The sequence below is a fragment of the Actinoplanes oblitus genome (assembly GCF_030252345.1).
Classification (GTDB): Bacteria; Actinomycetota; Actinomycetes; order Mycobacteriales; family Micromonosporaceae; genus Actinoplanes; species Actinoplanes oblitus.
In genome coordinates, this window is the sequence record NZ_CP126980.1 from 9,275,542 (window position 1) to 9,294,167 (window position 18,626).

At 72.6% G+C, this 18,626-nt stretch carries 21 protein-coding genes and 1 pseudogene; 6 read left to right on the top strand and 16 right to left on the bottom strand.

Annotated elements, in window-relative coordinates; all coding sequences use genetic code 11:
* Positions 1 to 54 precede the first annotated feature (54 nt).
* From Actob_RS41380 to Actob_RS41390, 3 genes are all read left to right on the top strand, one after another.
* Positions 55 to 816 (top strand): maleylpyruvate isomerase family mycothiol-dependent enzyme, encoded by a 762-nt coding sequence (locus Actob_RS41380; RefSeq protein ID WP_284917411.1) that lies wholly within the window; start codon positions 55 to 57, stop codon positions 814 to 816.
* A gap of 197 nt (positions 817 to 1,013) precedes the next feature.
* A complete protein-coding gene (locus tag Actob_RS41385) occupies positions 1,014 to 2,417 on the top strand; it encodes a GH1 family beta-glucosidase (protein ID WP_284917412.1) in 1,404 nt (467 codons plus the stop codon).
* Between the two features lie 10 nt (positions 2,418 to 2,427).
* Complete coding sequence (locus tag Actob_RS41390) at positions 2,428 to 3,438, top strand: LacI family DNA-binding transcriptional regulator (protein WP_284917413.1); 1,011 nt, start codon at positions 2,428 to 2,430, stop codon at positions 3,436 to 3,438.
* A gap of 463 nt (positions 3,439 to 3,901) precedes the next feature.
* On the opposite strand, the gene Actob_RS41395 is transcribed toward Actob_RS41390, so the two are convergent.
* The 10 genes and pseudogenes from Actob_RS41395 to Actob_RS41440 all read right to left on the bottom strand — a co-directional run bounded on the left by Actob_RS41395 (position 3,902) and on the right by Actob_RS41440 (position 11,346).
* A complete protein-coding gene (locus Actob_RS41395; RefSeq protein ID WP_284917414.1) occupies positions 3,902 to 4,702 on the bottom strand; it encodes an EI24 domain-containing protein in 801 nt (266 codons plus the stop codon).
* Between the two features lie 28 nt (positions 4,703 to 4,730).
* On the bottom strand, positions 4,731 to 5,180 hold the full coding sequence (locus tag Actob_RS41400; protein WP_284917415.1) for a hypothetical protein: 450 nt from the start codon (positions 5,178 to 5,180) through the stop codon (positions 4,731 to 4,733).
* 621 nt (positions 5,181 to 5,801) lie between these two features.
* On the bottom strand, positions 5,802 to 6,686 hold the full coding sequence (locus tag Actob_RS41405; RefSeq protein WP_284917416.1) for an alpha/beta fold hydrolase: 885 nt from the start codon (positions 6,684 to 6,686) through the stop codon (positions 5,802 to 5,804).
* Positions 6,683 to 7,003: a DUF2516 family protein gene (locus Actob_RS41410; RefSeq protein ID WP_284917417.1), complete on the bottom strand. Its 321-nt coding sequence runs from the start codon at positions 7,001 to 7,003 to the stop codon at positions 6,683 to 6,685. The genes Actob_RS41405 and Actob_RS41410 overlap by 4 nt, the downstream gene beginning before the upstream one ends.
* Positions 7,004 to 7,064: 61 nt before the next feature.
* Complete coding sequence (locus Actob_RS41415) at positions 7,065 to 7,580, bottom strand: hypothetical protein (protein WP_284917418.1); 516 nt, start codon at positions 7,578 to 7,580, stop codon at positions 7,065 to 7,067.
* A 70-nt stretch (positions 7,581 to 7,650) separates the two neighbouring features.
* Positions 7,651 to 8,002: pseudogene (locus Actob_RS41420) on the bottom strand (helix-turn-helix domain-containing protein); the annotation flags it as partial.
* Positions 8,003 to 8,070: 68 nt separating this feature from the next.
* Complete coding sequence (locus Actob_RS41425; protein WP_284917420.1) at positions 8,071 to 8,982, bottom strand: asparaginase; 912 nt, start codon at positions 8,980 to 8,982, stop codon at positions 8,071 to 8,073.
* Entirely contained in the window at positions 8,979 to 9,812 is an 834-nt protein-coding gene (locus tag Actob_RS41430; RefSeq protein ID WP_284917421.1) for a BKACE family enzyme, read from the bottom strand. The genes Actob_RS41425 and Actob_RS41430 overlap by 4 nt, the downstream gene beginning before the upstream one ends.
* 77 nt (positions 9,813 to 9,889) lie before the next feature.
* The gene (gene ygfZ / locus Actob_RS41435) at positions 9,890 to 10,915 is read right to left on the bottom strand and encodes a CAF17-like 4Fe-4S cluster assembly/insertion protein YgfZ (protein ID WP_284922505.1); all 1,026 of its coding nucleotides are present in this window, start codon (positions 10,913 to 10,915) and stop codon (positions 9,890 to 9,892) included.
* A gap of 8 nt (positions 10,916 to 10,923) precedes the next feature.
* Positions 10,924 to 11,346, bottom strand: a complete 423-nt coding sequence (locus tag Actob_RS41440; RefSeq protein ID WP_284917422.1) for a Fur family transcriptional regulator — start codon at positions 11,344 to 11,346, stop codon at positions 10,924 to 10,926.
* 31 nt (positions 11,347 to 11,377) lie between these two features.
* Between Actob_RS41440 and Actob_RS41445 the strand changes: the two genes are divergently transcribed.
* A complete protein-coding gene (locus Actob_RS41445; RefSeq protein ID WP_284917423.1) occupies positions 11,378 to 12,106 on the top strand; it encodes an aminotransferase class IV in 729 nt (242 codons plus the stop codon).
* 603 nt (positions 12,107 to 12,709) lie between these two features.
* On the opposite strand, the gene Actob_RS41450 is transcribed toward Actob_RS41445, so the two are convergent.
* Positions 12,710 to 13,309, bottom strand: a complete 600-nt coding sequence (locus Actob_RS41450; protein ID WP_284917424.1) for an FABP family protein — start codon at positions 13,307 to 13,309, stop codon at positions 12,710 to 12,712.
* Entirely contained in the window at positions 13,306 to 13,410 is a 105-nt protein-coding gene (mtfM, locus tag Actob_RS41455) for a small membrane protein MtfM (protein ID WP_268248667.1), read from the bottom strand. The genes Actob_RS41450 and mtfM overlap by 4 nt, the downstream gene beginning before the upstream one ends.
* Positions 13,411 to 13,424: 14 nt before the next feature.
* Here mtfM and Actob_RS41460 point away from each other — a divergent pair, with 14 nt between their 5' ends.
* Positions 13,425 to 13,799, top strand: a complete 375-nt coding sequence (locus Actob_RS41460; protein ID WP_284917425.1) for a DsrE family protein — start codon at positions 13,425 to 13,427, stop codon at positions 13,797 to 13,799.
* 9 nt (positions 13,800 to 13,808) lie between these two features.
* Here Actob_RS41460 and Actob_RS41465 read toward each other — a convergent pair whose 3' ends face one another.
* The 3 genes from Actob_RS41465 to Actob_RS41475 all read right to left on the bottom strand — a co-directional run bounded on the left by Actob_RS41465 (position 13,809) and on the right by Actob_RS41475 (position 17,096).
* Positions 13,809 to 14,669 (bottom strand): hypothetical protein, encoded by an 861-nt coding sequence (locus tag Actob_RS41465; protein WP_284917426.1) that lies wholly within the window; start codon positions 14,667 to 14,669, stop codon positions 13,809 to 13,811.
* Positions 14,670 to 14,766: 97 nt separating this feature from the next.
* Entirely contained in the window at positions 14,767 to 15,186 is a 420-nt protein-coding gene (locus Actob_RS41470; RefSeq protein ID WP_284922506.1) for an NUDIX hydrolase, read from the bottom strand.
* Positions 15,186 to 17,096: an ATP-dependent DNA helicase gene (locus Actob_RS41475; protein WP_284922507.1), complete on the bottom strand. Its 1,911-nt coding sequence runs from the start codon at positions 17,094 to 17,096 to the stop codon at positions 15,186 to 15,188. Before Actob_RS41475 ends, Actob_RS41470 begins: the two co-directional genes overlap by 1 nt.
* Positions 17,097 to 17,250: 154 nt before the next feature.
* On the opposite strand from Actob_RS41475, the gene Actob_RS41480 reads away from it, so the two are divergent.
* Positions 17,251 to 17,757 (top strand): DUF402 domain-containing protein, encoded by a 507-nt coding sequence (locus Actob_RS41480; RefSeq protein WP_284917427.1) that lies wholly within the window; start codon positions 17,251 to 17,253, stop codon positions 17,755 to 17,757.
* On the opposite strand, the gene sigJ is transcribed toward Actob_RS41480, so the two are convergent.
* Complete coding sequence (sigJ, locus tag Actob_RS41485) at positions 17,740 to 18,618, bottom strand: RNA polymerase sigma factor SigJ (protein ID WP_284917428.1); 879 nt, start codon at positions 18,616 to 18,618, stop codon at positions 17,740 to 17,742. The genes Actob_RS41480 and sigJ overlap by 18 nt on opposite strands.
* Between the last annotated feature and the right edge of the window lie 8 nt (positions 18,619 to 18,626).

The window sequence follows — 18,626 nt, forward strand, 5'->3', positions numbered from 1 at the left end:
GCTCATCGGGCAGAGTGATTCACCGGCGGTCCGGCCGAGCGGGAGACGACTGCGATGAACAGGTTGCACGCGACGAAGGACTTCTGGCTGGCGGCGCTGCGCGCCGACGGCCCGGCCCTGTGGGACGCCGTCGCCGAGACCGGCCCAGCCGTCCCGGTGCCGGGCATCCCCGACTGGACCACCGCCGACCTGGCCCACCACGTCACCGGCACGCTGCGCTGGGTGCGCGCCACGGTGGCCCGCGGGGTGACAGCCGTCCCCGACGTGGCGCCCGGCGACGACGCCCGGCCAGACTGGGACGAGGCGCTCGATCAGCTGCGGCGCGAGCTGACCGGCACCATCGAGACCCTGGAGGCGCTCGATCCGGACTTCCCGGCGTGGAACTGGGCGCCGCAACCGAAACGCGCGGTGTTCTGGGACCGGCGGATCGCGCACGAGATCTCGGTGCACCGGTGGGACGCCGAGGCGGCGGCCGGCCGGCCCACCCCGATCGAGACCAAGCTGGCCACCGACGGGGTGGCCGAGATCCTGGACACCTGGCTGCCGGCCGGCAAGCGGCTGGGGCCGACCGACCTGCACGGCGTGGTGCACCTGGTCGGGACCGACGCCGAGACCGAGTGGTTCGTCCGGCTCCGCGGCGCGGGGATCGCGCTGCTGGACACCGGCACGATCCTGGACACCGACGATCACCATGCCCGCGCCAAGGCGATGGGCACGGCGAGTGACCTGCAGTTGGCCCTGATGGGACGGAAACGCCCGGACCAGTTGGCGATCAGCGGCGATCCACGCCTGATCCAGGCTCTACGAACCGGTTAACACCCGCTCGTAACTCCACACCTCCGCGATGTGCCGCCGATGGGCGGGCAGGCGATTTCTCGACGCCCGTGGTTTTCGCGGGGACCGAGAGATCGCCTGTCCGCCCATCGGCCACAAGGCAAATCGCCACGGAGCGAAGCGGAGCCAATCGGTATAGTGAACCGGTTAAGTTCACGGATCAAGGAAGCGGTGAAGACATGACGGCAACCGTCACGTCCACGTCGGCGCAGCCGGCGCGCGCGGGGATCACCTTCCCCGACGGCTTCGTCTGGGGCGCGGCCACGGCCTCGTACCAGATCGAGGGGGCGGCTCGGGAGGACGGTCGCGGCCCGTCCATCTGGGACACCTTCAGCCGTACGCCCGGGAAGGTGTACGCCGGCCACACCGGTGACATCGCGTGCGACCACTACCACCGGTACGTCGAGGACGTGGCGCTGATGGCCGACCTCGGCCTGGCGTCGTACCGATTCTCGGTCGCCTGGCCGCGCGTCCGCCCGGACGGCACCGGCCCGGTCAACCTCAAGGGCCTCGACTTCTACGACCGGCTCACCGACGAGCTGCTCGGCAAGGGCATCGACCCGGTCGTCACCCTCTACCACTGGGACCTCCCGCAGACGCTCGAGGACCGGGGCGGCTGGGCCAGCCGGGAGACCGCCGAGGCGTTCGGCGAGTACGCCGAGATCGTCTACCGCAAGCTGGGTGACCGGGTGGGCACCTGGACCACCCTGAACGAGCCGTGGTGCTCGGCCTACCTCGGTTACGGCTCCGGCATCCACGCCCCCGGCGTGCAGGACCCGGCGAAGGCCCTGGCCGCCGTGCACCACCTGAACCTCGGCCACGGCCTGGCGGTGCAGGCGCTGCGGGCGGCCGGCGCGCAGCGGGTCAGCATCACGCTGAACCCGTGCGAGGTCTACCCGGTGGACCCGGACAGCCCGGCCGACCGGGACGCCGCCCGGCTGATCGACGGGCTGGCCAACCGGATCTTCTTCGACCCGCTGCTGCGCGGCGAGTACCCGGCCGACGTCCTCGAGCACATCGCCCGGCTGACCGACCTGTCCTACCTCAAGGACGGCGACCTGGCAATCATCAACCAGCCGATCGACGTGCTGGGCATCAACTTCTACAACCCGGCGTACGTCTCGGCGAAGCCCGGCGCGCCCGGCGACCTGTCCTACCCGGGCAGCGAGGGCATCGCGTTCCGCCCGCCGGTCGGCCCGGTCACCGACATGAACTGGCCGATCGAGCCGGCCAGCCTCACCCGGCTGCTCACCCGCATCCACCGCGACTACCCGGGCACCCCGCTGATGATCACCGAGAACGGCGCGGCGTTCCCGGACGGCCCGGGCCCGACCGGCGAGGTGGCCGACACCCGCCGGATCGACTACGTGGACGGCCACCTGCGGGCCTGCCACGACGCGCTGGCCGCCGGAGTCGATCTGCGGGGATACTTCCTCTGGTCACTGATGGACAACTTCGAATGGGCCGAGGGCTACGCGAAGCGTTTCGGTATCGTGCACGTCGACTACACGACGCAGCAGCGGGTGCTCAAGAACAGCGCGAAGTGGTACCGCGAGGTGATCAAGCGCAACGGGCTTTCGTAAGGAGCGATTTGTGACGACGCGGGAGCGGCCCACCCTGGAAGCGGTGGCCCGGCGCGCCGGGGTGTCCCGGGCAACCGTCTCCCGCGTCGTCAACGGTTCCACGACGGTGGCCGCCACCATCCGGGAGGCGGTCAACCGGGCCGTCGACGAGCTGGGTTACGTGCCCAATCAGGCCGCCCGCAGCCTGGTCACCCAGCGGACCGACTCGGTCGCGCTGATCCTGCCGGAGACGGCGAACCGGGTCTTCTCCGACGACCTGTTCTTCCCGGCCATCATCCGCGGCGTCGGCATGGAGCTGGAGGCGGCCGACAAGCAGCTGGTCCTGATGATGACCGGCTCGGAGGCCGGCCACCACCGGGTGGAGCGCTACGCGGTCGCCGGCCACGTCGACGGCGTCGTGTTCGCCTCGATCCACGGCGCCGACCCGCTGCCCGGCACCCTGGCCCGCCGCGGCATCCCGGTGATCTGCAGCGGCCGCCCGATGACCGCCGAGCCCCCGGTCCCCTACGTCGACGTCGACCACGCCGGCGGTGTCGCGGCCGCGGTCCGCCACCTGATCGCCACCGGCCGCCGCCGGATCGCCACCATCGCCGGCCCGCAGGACATGGTCGCCGGCATCGAGCGCCTCGCCGGCTACACCGCCACCCTGCGCGCCGCCGGCCTCCCCGAGCTGGTCGTCACCGGCGACTTCACCCGCGAGTCGGGCATCACCGGCATGCGCGCCCTGCTGGCACGGGACCCGTCCCTGGACGCGGTCTTCGTCGCCTCCGACCTGATGGCCCACGGCGCGCTGATGGCCCTGCGCGAGGCCGGCCGGGAGGTCCCCGCCGACGTCGCGGTCATCGGCTTCGACGACTTCGAGATCAGCCGTTACAGCGACCCGCCGCTGACCACGGTCCGCCAGCCGATCGGCGAGATGGGCCGCACCCTGGCCCGCCAGATGCTGCTCCTGATCACCGGCGACGAGATCCCGGAGTCGGTGGTCCTCCCCACCGAGCTGATCGTCCGCGACTCCGCCTGACCCCGCTCGCTCGCGGCGCCGCACTCCGGCCGCGGTCGCTCTCCCCGAGGTCCGCTTCACCCTCACGGCCCGCTTCGCACCCCTTCCGGTACGCCCGGATCGCCCCGCCTAACCCACCCGCTCGATCAGTGTTGCCGCCAACGCGGCAGGCACCCCGTCAACCGAGCTGATCCGTCGACGCCCCGAGCCGTCGCAGCGATCTCGACCCGCGGGCAGAGCCATTCCGGCCGCGGGTTAACCGGCTGAAACGAGTGCCTGCCAGCCCACGACTGACGGGTGTGAACTTGGGTTTCGGTGACCACCCGCGGACCGTGCAGGGGCCGGTGATCGTTCTGGACGCGCAGCGGCCAGATCGCCGGCCCCGGCCCGCGCGGGAGCATGCGATCCGTACCCGAGCGGACGCGCGTAAATGAAGATCTTGAAGTTGATCCTCAGCACCCCGGGCAGGTCGGACGCGGCCGGATCAAAGGGATGCTGTCGTGGTGATTTCGATGGGTTTGCCGAGGGCGCGGCGGGCCAGCAACGTGGCGCCGGCGATCGCGGCGGGCATCAGGAAGATCGCGCCGAGCGGGATCAGGAACGCGCAGAAGACCGCGCCACCGAATCCCAGCGTCAGCGGAACGTTGGCGGCCAGGACCGCGCGGCGGTGCCGGAGGCGCCGGCCACGGCGCTGGAACGGGACGCCGGTGAGCTCCAGGGCGAGCAGCCAGCCGCCGACGGCGCCGGCCAGCACCGGGACGACGGTCTGGCCGACGACCGGGACGAAGCCGAGCAGGAAGAGCGGCACGCCGGCCAGGATGCTGAGGCCGATCAGCCGCAGCGAGTCGGCCAGGCTGCGGCGCAACGAGCTCCAGAACCCGACCTCGACGGCCTCCGGGACGCCGCCGAAGCGGTCCTCGACCAGCTCGGAGATCTTCTCGTAGAACGGGTCGCCGATCAGCAGGGTGACGGCGGTGAAGGTGAGGATGCCCAGCAGCAGGGTCAGCCCGAGCAGCCCGGCGCCGGCCAGCACCTCGACGAAGTCACGCCAGAAGCCGGACCAGTCGTCGGCGAACCAGGTGACCCGCTCGGCGAGGCTCGGCAGGAAGCGGATCAGGACGACCAGCCCGATCGTGTAGAGCACGCCGGCGAGCAGCGCCGGGAGCAGGCCCAGGCCGAGCAGTCGGGGGCTGCGCAGCACCAGGCCGAGGCCGCGGCCGAGCAGGCCCACCCCGGCGGCGAACTGGCGAACCGCGCTCAGCGGCCGCTTCGGATCTTCCGTCACGCTCCGGCAGCTTAGTCGTGCCCGTCGATCAGGGGGCCGGGGGTGCGCTCGACGCCGACGTGGTGTCGGTGCTCGGCGGGACGCTGTCCGACGGGGTCGGGGTGGGTTCCGGCGGGCCGGTGATCTGGGTCGGGGTGGGCACCGGCGGGGTGCTCAGGATCGGCGGCGGCGACGAGGTCGCGGCGGCGGCCGAGGGCGTCGCGGAGGCGGGCACCGTGACCGTCTGGGTGATCACGGTGCTGCTGACGACCACGATCGAGGACGGCGCACCGCCCGCGGGCCGGGCCGGGTGGCCGTCCGGGGACTGCCTGGTGTGCGGCGGGGCCACGCCGAGCGCGTCGCTGCCGCCGGTGCCGCCGATCTCCGCGGACGCGACGCTGTGCGCCTTGGGGGTGCCCAGCGCCCAGCCGACCACGACGGCGAAGGGCAGGCCGACCGCGAGAACCCCGATAAAAACGGATTTAGGAGACAACAGCACGCCGAGAACACCGCACCACAGCGGAAAAAGTTACGGCTTTCGGACATAAAGGCCTTCTTTGCGTACGCCATGAGCACCCGCCCGTCCGCCGCCGGCCCAGCGGGGTCACGTCCAGCGGTCGCTCCCGGTCTCGCTGTCCGGCGCCTGCTCGCGGCCCGTCGTCAGCGGGGTGGTTCGAGCCGGGAGGCGGGGTGGTTCGGATCCGGGAGGCGGGGTAGTTCGGACCCGGGACGCGGGGCTGTGCAAGCCGGGAGGCGGGGCTGTGCAAGCCGGGAGGCGGGCTGTGCAAGCCATCAGCGCGTCGTGCGAATCAGCCCTCAGCCGGTCCACTCGGCCCTCAGCCGGTCCACTCGGCCCTCAGACCGTCCACTCGACCTCAGCCCGTCAATTGCCGCCCAACCCTCAGCCCATCGGCTCTCAGCCAGCCAGCCAGGCCGGGACGAGCCATCAAGCGAGGCCACGCGCGCGACCGAAACCCCTGGCAGCCGCCGCTCCCGATATCCACAGTCACGCGTTGTCCACAGCGCCCTCCGCCAACCCCTCCGCTTTCCCGGCACACTGCTCAGCGGAGGCCTGCCCCCAGGGAGGGCGGGGCCGTGCGAGCGGCGGGACCGCGTGGATTCAGCCGTTCAGGAAGGTGGAGACCCGGTCGCGGAGTTCGTTGCGGTTGGTCCACAGCACGGCCGGGCGGTCGTAGATCTCCAGTTCGGCGCCGAGGAGATCGGCCAGCCGCTCGGCCCACGCCGCCGGGTGGATCTCGTCGCCCTGGCAGCCGAGCACCAGGGCGCGGCCGCGGAACGCCTTGAGCAGCGACTCGTCGGGCACCGCTGGGCTGGACCAGAGGCTGCCCAGTTCGGCGGCGAGGCCGTCGCGCTGCAGCTGGTCGACCCGCTGGCGCAGGTAGCTCCAACCGGCCGGGGTGTTGCGCACCGAGGGGGGCAACTCCGCCTCGACGGCGTCGGCGATCATCGCGGCCTCGCCGGACTCGACCGAGGCGAGCAGCCGGTCCAGGCGCTGGGCAGCGGCCGGCGGGCGACGGCCGTCCAGCGGGGCGGGCAGATAGAGCACGACTCGTTCGAAGCGGTCCGGGGTCTCGGTGAGCAGCCGGCACAGCGCGCCGGCGCCCATGCTGACCCCGACGGCCCGGGTCGCGCCGGCCAGGTCGGCCACGCCGCGCAGGTCGCCCGCCAGGTCGCCGAAGTGCCACGGGCCGGGTGGCGCGTCGGAGCGGCCGTGGCCGCGGAACTGGAAGAACACCCGGCGGCCGGCCACCCCGCTGCCGAGCGGGCGGGTACCGGCGATGTCCCCGGCCAGGCCGTGGGCGAACACTGTCATCGGCTCACCGGCGCCGGTGATCAGCTGCTCCACGCGTACGCCGGAAGGGAGAGTGACCAGCTCGGTCGCCGGACCCGGCAGCGTCGGGCGACCGGACCGCGGCCCGGTCCGATCGACGCGCTGCAGGCGCGGCCCGCCGTCCGGCGGGGGCGGCCCGAAGCGAGCCCTCACCAAAAGCCCTTGCCGTCCGCGATGTCCTTGAGGCCGGGCCGCACGTCGAGCAGGTAGATCAGTGCCGCACCGATCCCGATCAGGCCGAAGATGCCCAGGCCGAGAGTGCTGTGGGTCAGGTAGGTGAGCACGATGCACACGCCGAGGACCGCGGCCCAGGCGCCCTTGGGCAGGGTGCCGAGTGCCTGGAAGCCCGCGCCACGCTGGGTCAGGCAGTGCACGAAGGCGACCGTTTCCAGGATCAGGGCGATCAGCAGGATCGCGATCTGGACGTAGGTCTGGACGAGGAAGGCGAAGATCGGCGCGGAGAGTGCCATGCCGGAGAGTCTATGCCGCGGGCCCCGGCGTCGCCGGGGCCCGCGGATCATGTCGGGACGCTTACTCGGCCGGCTTCGGGGCCGGGACGGCCTTGGCCCGCTTGCGCGGCTTCGGCGCCGGGGTGGCCTCGACCGCCTTGGCCTCCTCGACCGTCGCCTCCGCGGCCTCCACGGCCTTCGGCGCCTCGGTGGTCTCGATGTCCGCGTTCACCACATCGGCGGACTCGACGATGCCGGTGCCGACGACCTTCTCGCCGCGGGCGACCAGGGCGACGTACGCCGCGACGGCGCGCTCCTGGGCGACCTGGGCGAGCGCGGTGGCGGCGGTCTGCGCGTTGCTGCGGATCGCGGCGAAGTCCGCGGTGGCCGCCTTGCTCTGCAGCTCGGTGGCCCGCTCGGCGGCCTTCTTCTGCAGCTCGCCGGCCTGCACGTTGGCGGTGCGCAGCGAGGCGACAGCGCGGTCGCTCAGCTCGGTCAGCACGGCCGGCAGCTTGCGCAGCTGCTGGTAGGCGAGGTCGCCGGCGCCGGCGGCGGCGTAGAGGGGGGCCGGGATCTTGGTCTTGGTCTGCTCGGTCATTTCGTCTCCTCGGCGATCGGGGCGGTCCGGGGCGCGCCGCTTTCTTCCGCGGGCGCGGGCTCCTCAACAACAGCGTTCCGAGCGTTCTCATTGCGGAACGTCTCGTAGATCTGCGACAGGGACTGCTTCTGCGCGATCGTGAGTTCCGGGTCGACCGCGATGGCGGCCAGCACACCCTGCTGGCCCTCGCCGTCGAGCAGTCCGGCCCGCAGGTACATCGCGGGCGTCGACACACGCAAGGCGCTGGCGATCTGCTGCAGCACCTCGGCGCTCGGCTTGCGGAGGCCACGCTCGATCTGGCTCAGGTAGGGGTTGCTCACCCCGGCCTTGTCGGCGAGCTGCCGCAGCGAGATCTTCGCGGTCTGCCTCAGGTCGCGGATGAACGTCCCGATGTCCTGCGGCAGATCCTTCGGTGTGGCCATGTCTCGAAGTTAGCGCGGGGTGCTAGCTCTTGCAAGCAAAACGCTTGCAAGAGCTAGCGTGAAACGCGTCACCAGACCGCGCGTACCTCGCCGACCTGGCGTCCGCCGCCGAGGATCGGCTCCTCCAGCACCGGTGGTTCGACGCCCAGCTTCCGCAGGGCGGACAGCAGCACCGGCACCCGGGCGCGGATCGCGCCGTCGGAGATCTTCACCGCGACGCCGCCGGCGCCCGGCAGCGCCGCCGCCGTCACCCCGTCCGCGCCCCGCTTCACCAGCAGGCCCGGCACCGCCCGCATCAGGATGGTGTCCTCCGACGCGGGACCCGCCACCAGCTCGGGATGGGCCCGCATCGCGTCCGCCACCCGGCGTTCCGGGGTGCCCGGCGCCGCCTCGACGAGCCGCAGGAACGCCCGGGCCAGCGCGACCGGCGAGATGGCCAGCACCGGCGCGCCGCAGCCGTCCACCCCGGCCGCCGCGATCGGCTCGCCGGCCAGGTCGCTGATCGTTTCGGCGAGCGCCACCTGCAGCGGATGCTTGGGATCGAGGTACGACTCCAGGTCCCACCCGTTCGCCACACAGGTCGCCAGCATCGCGGCGTGCTTGCCCGAGCAGTTCATCAGGATCGGCTCCGGCTCGCCGCCGGCCCGCAGGTACGCGTACCGCGCCGTCTCGCCCAGCGGCAGGTCGGCCGGGCAGCGCAGCGCCTCCGGGCCGAGCCCGGCCGCGGCCAGCATGGCGCGCACCCGATCCACGTGGAACGGCTCACCGTCGTGGCTGGCACCGGCCATGGCGAGGTCCGCGACCTCGCGCGGGACCAGTCCACTGCGCAGCATGCCGACGGCCTGCAGCGGCTTGTTCGACGACCGGGGGAAGATCGGGCTGACGGTGTCGCCCACGCCCGGCCGGTCGGAGAACGCGACGACGCCGTGGTGCACGCTCTCCACGAAACCGGAGCGCACCACCTCCGCGACGACAGTCACCGGGCCGGCACCCCCAGCAGCTCACGCGCCCGCACCGGGGTCAGCGGGGGTCGCTGGGCGAGCTGGGCGAAGCCGACGGCGCGGGCCACCAGCTGCATGTTCGACTCGACGGGACGACCCTTCGCGTACGTGACGGTGTCCTCCATGCCGACCCGCAGGTGCCCACCGGTCGACAGCGACGCCAGCATCACCGGGATGGTGGCCCGCCCGATCCCGGTCGCCGAGAACGTGGTGCCGGCCGGCAGATCGCGGATCACCTGCTCGCAGGCGACCAGTGCGGCCGCCGTACCGGGCATCCCGCCGGGCACGCCCATCACCAGGTCCAGGTGCACGTGCCCGCCGAACGGCAGCCCGTGCTTGCTGAGCAGCCGCTGCAGCGTGGTGAGCTGACCCAGGTCGAAGATCTCGTACTCCGGGACGATGCCCCGCTCCTGCATCCGCGTGTGCAGGTCGACGATGAAGTCCCAGCGGTTCAGGAACACGTCGTCACCGAAGTTGACGGTGCCCATGGTGCAGGAGGCCATCTCCGGGCCGGCGTCGAGCACGGCCAGCCGGTCGGCCTCCGGGTCGGTCACCGCGCCGCCCGAGGAGAGCTGAACGATCAGCCCGGTCGACTCGCGCAACGCGGCAACGGTGGCCCGCAGCCGCCCCTGATCCAGGGTCGGCCGGGCATCCGCGTCCCGGATGTGCACATGGATGATCGAAGCGCCCAGCGCCTCGCACTCTTTCGCGGTCACGACCAGCTCGTCCAGGGTCACTGGCAGAGCCGGAACGTCCGCCTTGCTGCTCTCCGCGCCGGTCGGGGCGACGGTGATCAAGGTCCCGGTCATGCCAGCATCCTGCCACGCCCCGGGCCGCGACTCCCGACGCGGAAAAAACCCGTTTCCGGTACGGCGGAAGCCGGCGCTCAGGCCTCGATCGCCGCCGCCGACTCCCCCACCGTCAGCCGGGCGTCGTCAGCCACGTTCCGCTTCAGCACCGCGAGCGCGATCATTCCCAGCTCGTGATGCCGCACCGCCGTCCCGACGAACCCGACCGCCCGCCCGTCCAGCTCGACCGGCGTGCCCCGCACCGGCGGATGATCGGTGGCGATGCCGTCCAGGTGCAGCAGCACCAGCCGGCGCGGCGGCCGCCCCAGGTGGTGCACCCGGGCGACGGTCTCCTGCCCGCGGTAGCAGCCCTTGTCCAGGTGCACCGCGGCGGCCATGAACTCGGCCTCGGCGGGGATGGTCTTGTGATCCGTCTCGTAGCCCAGGCGCGGCACCCGGGCGGCCACCCGGATCGCCTCGTAGGCCCAGAGCCCGGCCCGGGGCACGCCGAGTTTCTCGATCACCGACGTCTTCGCGTGCCGGGGCACCAGCAGGTCCACGCCGAGCGGGACGCGGCGCGCCAGGCCACCCTCGAACGGGCGTACCGAATAGATCGCCGTGGCCTCGGGCGGCACCGACCCGGCGGCGAACTTCGGACCCGGCACCGCGCCGATCCGGGGTGCCGCGAGATCCGGGAAGAGGTCCGCGGCTGCCGGGCCGACCACTGACAGCACGGCGATCTCCGAGGTCGCGTCGCGCGGCTCGACCCGGGTGAAGAAGCGCATCATCTCCAGGTACTTCAGCAGGCCCGCGCCGGCTCCAGGCTCGGTGTCCAGCCAGGCCGTCGTCCCGTCCTCGGTGACGAACGCGTGCTGCTCGACGTGGCCGTGCGGAGACAGCACCAGCAACTCACTGCCCTGGTTGGCGGCGAGGTCGGAGAGGTGCTGGGTGGTCAGCGTGTGCAACCAGCTGGCACGCTCCTCGCCCGGGACCGCGAGCACCTCCCGGTTCGACCGGTCGACCAGGCCGGCCGCCGTCTCCAGGAGCCGCTGCTCCTTCATCGGGTCACCGAAATGCGCGGGCACGCCCGCGTCGGCGGAACTCGGGTCGAGATCCTCGACCATGATCACGGTCACTCCGACTCCTTGCACTTGCCGCAGACCCCGAACAGCGAGACGTGCCCGACGTCGACCCGGAAATCCCGCTCGTCGCGCAGCCGGTCGCAGACCGGCAGCAGCACCGCCGGGTCCATCTCCTCGATCGAACCGCAGGAGCGGCAGACCAGGTGCACATGCTGGTCCTCGCCGGCCGGATGGTAGGTCGGCGATCCGTGCGAGAGATGGGTGTGGTTGACCAGGCCGAGCTCCTCGAGCAGCTCGAGTGTCCGGTACACGGTGGTGATGTTGACGCCGGCCACCCGCTCGCGAACCGCGTTGTGCACCGTCTCGGGGGTGGCGTGGCCGAGCTCGTGCACCGCCTCCAGGATCAGCTGGCGCTGCGGGGTGAGCCGCAGGCCGCGCTCGCGGAGCATGGCGGCAAGCGAAGTGGCGGACACCCCCCGAGCATAGTTCGCTACTTTCACGTTGATGAACGAGCGGATCCTGGTGTCCCCGGCCGATCTGATGGGCGACGGGGTGTTCGAGACGCTGCACCTGCGAGAGTCCGGGCCGTGGCTGCTCGACCAGCACCTCGACCGGCTGGCCCGGTCGGCCGCCCTGCTCGGCCTGCCACCACCGCCACCGGTCACACCCCCGGCCGGGCAGACCGGTGTGATGCGAATCATCTATACCCGCAACCTGTTCCACGTCGGCGTCTCCCCGATCCCGGACCAGGTGCTGCGCGAACGCCGGGACGGGATCCGGGTGCTCAGCGCCGGCCTCGGCGTGTCCGCCGGCCGGCAGCCCCCGTGGTCGCTGGCCACCGCCAAGTCACTGTCCTACGCGAGCAACTTCGCGGCCCGCCGCTGGGCCGCGCGGCAGGGCGCGGACGACGTCATCTGGACCTCGATCGAGGGGTACGCCCTGGAGGCCCCGACCGCCTCGATCGTCTGGCTGGCCGGCGAGGAACTGGGCACGGTCCCGTGGGAGCGGGCCGGCATCCTGCCCGGCATCACCGCGGCACACCTGCTGTCGCTGGCGCCGTCGGTGGGCCTGCGCCCGGCACCCCGCATGATCACGCTGCCGGAACTGGCCGAGGCCGACGCGATCTGGCTGGCGTCGTCGGTCCGCGGGCTCGCGGAGGTGGTCACGCTCGACGGCACGGTCCGCCCCCGGTCACCGTGGACCCCCCGGCTGCTGACCTTGCTCGGCTTCTGAACGCCGCTCGCGGCCGCCCTCCAAGACCCGAGCTGGCACTCACGGCCCTATCCCGCCCCCGGACACCACCACCACGACCAGCCCCGCGACCCGAGCTGGCACTCACAACCCCATCCCGACCCCGCACACCACCACCACAACCAGCCCCGCGACCCGAGCTGGCACTCACAACCCCATCCCGACCCCGCACACCACCACCACAACCAGCCCCGCGACCCGAGCTGGCACACACGACCCCATCCCGACCCCGCACACCACCACCACAACCAGCCGGGGTGGGTGTGCGGCGGGACCGGCGGGACCGGGCAGTGGGCGTACCGGAAATGTCGGACTGCAGCCGAAAGCGGATTGCGGACCGGGACCCGGCGCATATCCGATTCGACCGGGCCGCCCGCAGACCGTTACCGGCGGCCGCGACCGTGACCAGCGACCCCCTGGCCTGGCATCCAGACCGCGACCGACCGCGGACCCCTACCGGCCGGCTGGGCAGTAACCAGGCGACTCCCTCGGGAGTGAACGCACTGGGAAGACCGCGGGGAGCCAGGCTCCCCGCGGAAACGCCAAACACGGAACTACAAAACCGCGGACGCGAACCGCCGGAACTCAGCCGCCGACGCGCAACAACCGCGCCGACATGTGCGGCGTCAACGGGCTGTTGTCGATCGAGATCTCGTGCGCGTACAGCAGCGCCGCGTCCACGATCCCGAACAACCGATGCCCGCCCGTCACATGCAGCCCGGACGGCGTGTACGCCACCGCGTCCGTGCCCATCTCCAACCGGGTCGTCGCCGCCTTGCCCAGGTACAGCTCGGCGACCCCGTCCGGCCGGATCATCGTGGCTTCCATCTCGTCGCCCGGCCGCCCGTCGACCAGCACCGGCCGCCAGAAGCCCGACTCGGTCAGCGCCTGCCCGAGCGGCTGCGACTCGTCGTCGAGCAGCCAGGCCCGCGACTCGTAGCGCAAGAAGTCCCGCCCGTCGTGGCTGATCCGGATCTCCTGCGCGAAGTTGAAGTCCTCCTCCGCCGGGAATCCGCCCTGGCCCCGGCCCCGCCACAGACCGACGAACGGCAGCAGCCCGAGCAGCGACGGGTGCAGGTCGGGGCCGACCCGCAGGTCGTGGGTGTCCTCGTAGGGGTAGGGGTCGACCGGCGGGGCGTTCAGCCACGGCGGCGGGCCCAGTGGGTTGTCCTGCTCGCCGCTCACCAGCGCCCCCTCGAAATACGCATTGCCAAATAGCCGAAACCGCCCGCCAGCGCGCCCATCGCGGCGACCAGCAGGCTCACGAACCCGATCTCCGTAACCATGACCGGCCCATCTTATGCTGGCCGGTATGGCACGCTTGCTGGTCGTCAAGGCCACCGCCGGAGCCGACGCCCCGGAACGCTGCAACCAGGCGTTCAACGTGGCGACCACGGCCGCGACCGCCGGGGTCGACGTGTCGCTCTGGCTGACCGGCGAGTCCACCTGGTTCGCCCTGCCCGGCCGGGCCGCCGAGTTCGAGCTGCCGCACGCCGCGCCGCTGCCCGATCTGATCGAGGTGCTGCTGGAGGCCGGCCGGATCACCGCCTGCACGCAGTGCGCCGCCCGCCGCGGCATCGGCCCGGGTGACGTCCTGCCGGGCATCCGGATCGCCGGCGCCGCGGTCTTCGTCGAGGAGATCATGTCCGAGGGCGCCCAGGCCCTCGTCTACTGACGCTGCGCGTCAGGCACGGCACGGGGTGGTCACGCTGACTTGCAACCGCTCACCGCTCGCGTCCACCACGACCGATGCCGGCCCTTTCCGGTACGCCCATCCGGCCGCCCCCGACCACACCGGCGTCACCCCGTCGGGCACCCCGCGCGGCCGGCCCCCGCTCGCGCCGGCGGCCGCCCGGTAGGTGGCCGCCGTCCCGCCCGCCGGACATCCGATCTCCTGTACCGACACGCCGCTCCCGGCCACCCCGCCGAGCGCCGCCACGGTCTCCCCCAGCAGGGCCGGCACCGCCCCCGCCGGAGCCACCGGCGCCGCCGATGTCCCGGTCCGGTCCGGTTTCCCCGGGCGGCATCCGGTGTCCACCGACAGCGTCAGCACCTGGTCCGCCGCCTGTGCCTGCGCCTCGATGGCGATGAAGGCCCCGGCATCCGCGAGGAGTGACAGCCGCGTCCCGGCGCGCGTCGGCACCACGGCGGCCCGGTAACGCTCCGGCAGTGCCGCCGCCACCTCGTTCAGCGCGGTCCTGGCCTGTCCCTCGGGCACGTAGAGGAAGATGTCCTGCCCCGCGTCCGTCCCGTCCCGGACCGGCGTCAGCTCACAGGTCTCGGCGCGCGGCGCCCCGAGCCGGACCGCCCACGGCCCGTCCCCCGCCGCGGCCAGCAGCGTCCCGGTCGCCGCCCGCAGCGCCGGCATCGCCTCACCCAGGTCCTGCTGCTCCGGCACGGTCGCCGGGTCGTGACGCACCGACCACCAGGAGATCCCCGCCAGTACGACGATCCACCCGGCCACCACGGCAGCCGGCCACCGTCGTCTCCGCTTCCGCCCGGGCACGGTCACCGGCACCCCTGCGAAGTCCTCCGGCACCGTCACGGCAGCCATCGTGACACGCCCCCTCCCGCCCGCCTGAGCCGAGCGCTCCGGCCACCGGGAACCCCGGGGCGGCCGTGCCGTCGAAGCGGCCGTCGGGTCAGGCCGCGCCGGCCACCGTCGCGCGGTACTCGGGCGACTCCAGGAACCGCGCGATCACCTCGGCCGAACCGGGCGTGAACGGCCGCCCGAGCACCTCGTCCGCCGGCACGAAGACCATCGCCGCGCCCTCCCCGAGCACCACGTCCGCCTGGGTAGCCGTGGTCCGCCCGAAGAAGTAGTGCTTGATCCGCCCCTGCGCCGGCAACTCCTGCCGCTCGAAGAGCCTCAGCTCCCCCACCGCCCGGACCTGGGCCTCCTCCCACAGCTCCCGAGCCGCCGCCTGGACAGCCGTCTCCCCGTCCTCGATCGCCCCGCCGGGCAGCCCCCACACGCCGGGGTAGTACGGCGCCTTGTCATCCCGCAACTGCAGCAGCAGCGCCCCACCCGCCCCGACCAGGAACGTGCACGCGACCCGCATCACGCCGTCTCCTCGGCTTTCGCGAGACGGGTGAGGGCGCCCAGGGCGACCTCGGACCGCGTCGTGTACCAGAACGGCGGCAGTGACCTGCGCAGGAACGTGCCGTAGCTGCGGGCCGTCTCCAGCCTGGAGTCCAGGACCGCGACCACCCCCTTGTCCCCGGTCGAGCGGATCAGCCGGCCCACCCCCTGGGCGAGCCGCACCGCCGCGATCGGCACGCTCACCGAGGCGAAGCCGGAGCCCGGCCGGGCCGCGTCAGCCGCGGCGGCCCGGGCGGCGGCCAGCGGCTCGTCGGGGCGGGGGAACGGCAGCCGGTCGATCACCACGAGCTGGCAGGCGTCGCCGGGCACGTCGACGCCCTGCCAGAGCGACATCACGCCGAACAGGCAGCTGGACTTGTCCTCCCGGAACTTGCGGACCAGGATCGGCAGCGTCTCGTCGCCCTGCAGCAGGATCGGCAGGTCGGTCTTGGCGCGCAGCAGCTCGGCCGCCTGGCTTGCCGCTTTCCGTGAGGAGAACAGCCCGAGCGTGCGACCGCCGAGCGCCCGCACCAACTGGAGCAGCTCCTCGCCCGCCGCGTCGGGCAGCCCGGAGGCCATCGGGCGCGGCAGGTGCGCCGCGACGTACAGAATCCCTTGTTTCGGATAGTCGAAGGGGGAGCCGACGTCGAGCGACGTCCAGCCGTCGCCGGAGGCGGCCTCGGCGGCGGCGACCGGCAGGCCCAGCGAGCGGGCGACGGTGTCGAATCGGCCACCCAGGGTCAGCGTCGCCGAGGCGGCCACCACCGTGCGGTCCGAGTAGAGCGCCTGGGAGAGCGTGCCGTGCACGGACAGCGGGGCGACCACGAGCGCCCGCCGGCCGGCGCCGAGGTCGGATTTCTCCACCCAGGCGACGTCGAAGTCGTCCTCCTCCAGCAGCCGCTGGGCGGTCGTGGAGAGCTCGTCGAGGACCGCTTTGGCCTGCTGCTTGCGCACCGGGTCGGGGTCGTCGGACTTGATGTCGCCGATCGCGGTGAGCCCGGCCCGGGTGGCCGACTCGAGCAGGGTGACCGCCTGCCGGAGCGGGTCGGGCAGGCCGTCGGTGAGCCGGCCGGCCGGCACGTCGGCGAGGGCGACGGTGAGCGCGTCGGCCGCCTCGGCGAGTGACTCGGCGGCGGCCGGCGGGACCAGGGTGCGGGCGCGGCGGCCGGCCCGCTCGATCGCGTCCGGGGTGAGCTCGGCCTGCGAGGCGGACGAGACCCGCTCGGCCAGCTCGTGCGCCTCGTCGACGACCAGCAGCTTGTGCGGCGGGATGATGTGCCGCTCGGCGAGCATGTCGACGGCGAGCAGGCTGTGGTTGGTGACCACGATGTCGGCCTCGCGGGCGCGCACCCGGGACGCCTCGGCGAAGCACTCCTGCCCGTACGGACACTTGGCGGCGCCGACGCAGTCCCGGGCCGGCATGGAGACCGCCCGCCACGCGTTGTCGTCGACGCCCGGGTCGAGCTCGTCGCGGTCGCCGGTCTGGGTCTTGTCGGCCCACTTGCGGATCCGGACGACCTGCTTGCCGAGCCGGCCGGCCTCGCCCAGCCATTGGCCCGCCTTGGGCGCCGACGCGTCGTCGAAGAGCGTGTCGGTGGGCGCCTCGGCGTCGGCGTGCTCCAGCTTGGCCATGCAGAGGTAGTGGTGCCGGCCCTTGAGGACGGCGAAGGTCGGCTTGCGCCCGAGGACCGGCTCGACAGCGGCGGCCAGCCGGGGCAGGTCGTGCTCGACCAGCTGGTTCTGCAGGGCGAGGGTGGCCGTGGAGACCACCACGGGACCCTCCACGAGCAGCGCGGGGGTCAGGTAGCCGAGGCTCTTGCCGGTGCCCGTGCCGGCCTGGATCAGCAGGTGCGTCCGGTCCTTGATGGCCTTGTCGATCGCCTCGACCATGGCCTCCTGCCCCGGGCGGGAGGAACCCCCGGGAACGGCGCCGACCGCGGCGGCGAGAAGCTGTCCGGCGGTCGCCTTCTTCTTGGTAGCTGCGGGCACCCAGGAACCGTACCCGGCACCACCGACAGAACCGGTGCAACGTTAGGGTGCACCCATGCCGAGCGAGATGGTCCGGGTCATCTACACGAAGTACGACGGTTCGGCTCATCGTGACTATCCGGCCCGCCGACTGGCCGAGGACGACCTGGGCGTCTGGGTCGGCGTGACGCAGGGTACCGCGTCGGTCTACCACGGCCGCCCGTCCGTCGAGCAGATCCCGTTCGTCCTGCTCGTGCCGCATCACGCCTGGTGGACGGGCATGTTCAACCCGCCGCCGCGGACCAGCGAGGTCTACTGCGACATCACCACCCCGGCCCGCTGGGAGGGTGACACGGTGCACATCGTCGACCTGGACCTGGACGTGGTCCGCCGCCGCGAGACCGGCCTTGTCGAACTACGCGACGAGGACGAGTTCGACGAGCACCGGACCCTGTTCGGTTACCCGGAGGATCTGGTCGGCCATGCCAACGCGGCCGCCCGGCTGCTGATGGACCAGCTCGGCGACGGTACCGAGCCGTTCGCCACGCATTACCGCAAGCACCTGCTAGAGGTCACGCAGTAACACCTTCGCCGGGTTCTGCTGGGTGAAGACCCCGGTGATCCGCCCGCCGTCGACGGCGACGGTGACCACCGAGCACACCGGGGCGCCGCCCAGCCGCGCCCGCAGCAGCATCGCCGCGCCACCCTCGACGGTCACCGGCTCCACCATGACGTCGGTCATCTCGGCCATCCGATGGGTGAGCAGGCCGTGGAAGAGCCGGCCCACCTTCTCCGCCCCGAAGATCGGCCGCAACGCGCTGCGGACCACCCCGCCGCCGTCGCTGATCGCGACGACATCGGGGGCCAGGACCGCCGCCAGCGTACGGAAATCGCCGCTCTGTGCCGCCGTCAGGAACGCGGTCAGCACCCGCCGCTGCTCGGCCGGCCCGGCGGTGTGCCGGATCCCGCCGTCGGCCGCGGCCCGCCGGCCCCGCGAGGCGTGCTGCCGGGCCGCCGCCGGCGTGGTGTCCAGCACCGCCGCCACCTCCTCGAACGGCAGCCCGAACGCGTCGTGCAGCACGAACGCCACCCGCTGCTCGGGGGTGAGCCGTTCCAGGACGACGAGCAGCGCCATGCTGACCTGGTCGGCCTGCTCGGCGTGGACGGCCGGGTCGGCGTCCGGGTCGACGGCGAAGACCGGGAGCCACTCACCGGGGTAGGCGGTACGGCGTACCCGAGCCGAGTTGAGCTGGTCCAGGCAGATCCGTGAGGTGACAGTGGTCAGCCAGCCGCGCGCGTCCCGGATGCCGGGCTGCTGCGCGAAGCGCAGCCACGCCTCCTGCACGGCGTCCTCCGCCTCGGCCCGGTTGCCGAGGATCCGGAAGGCGACGGCCGTCAGGTACGACCGATGTGCCTCGAACTCGGGCGCGGCAGGCAACGGCATGGTCATAT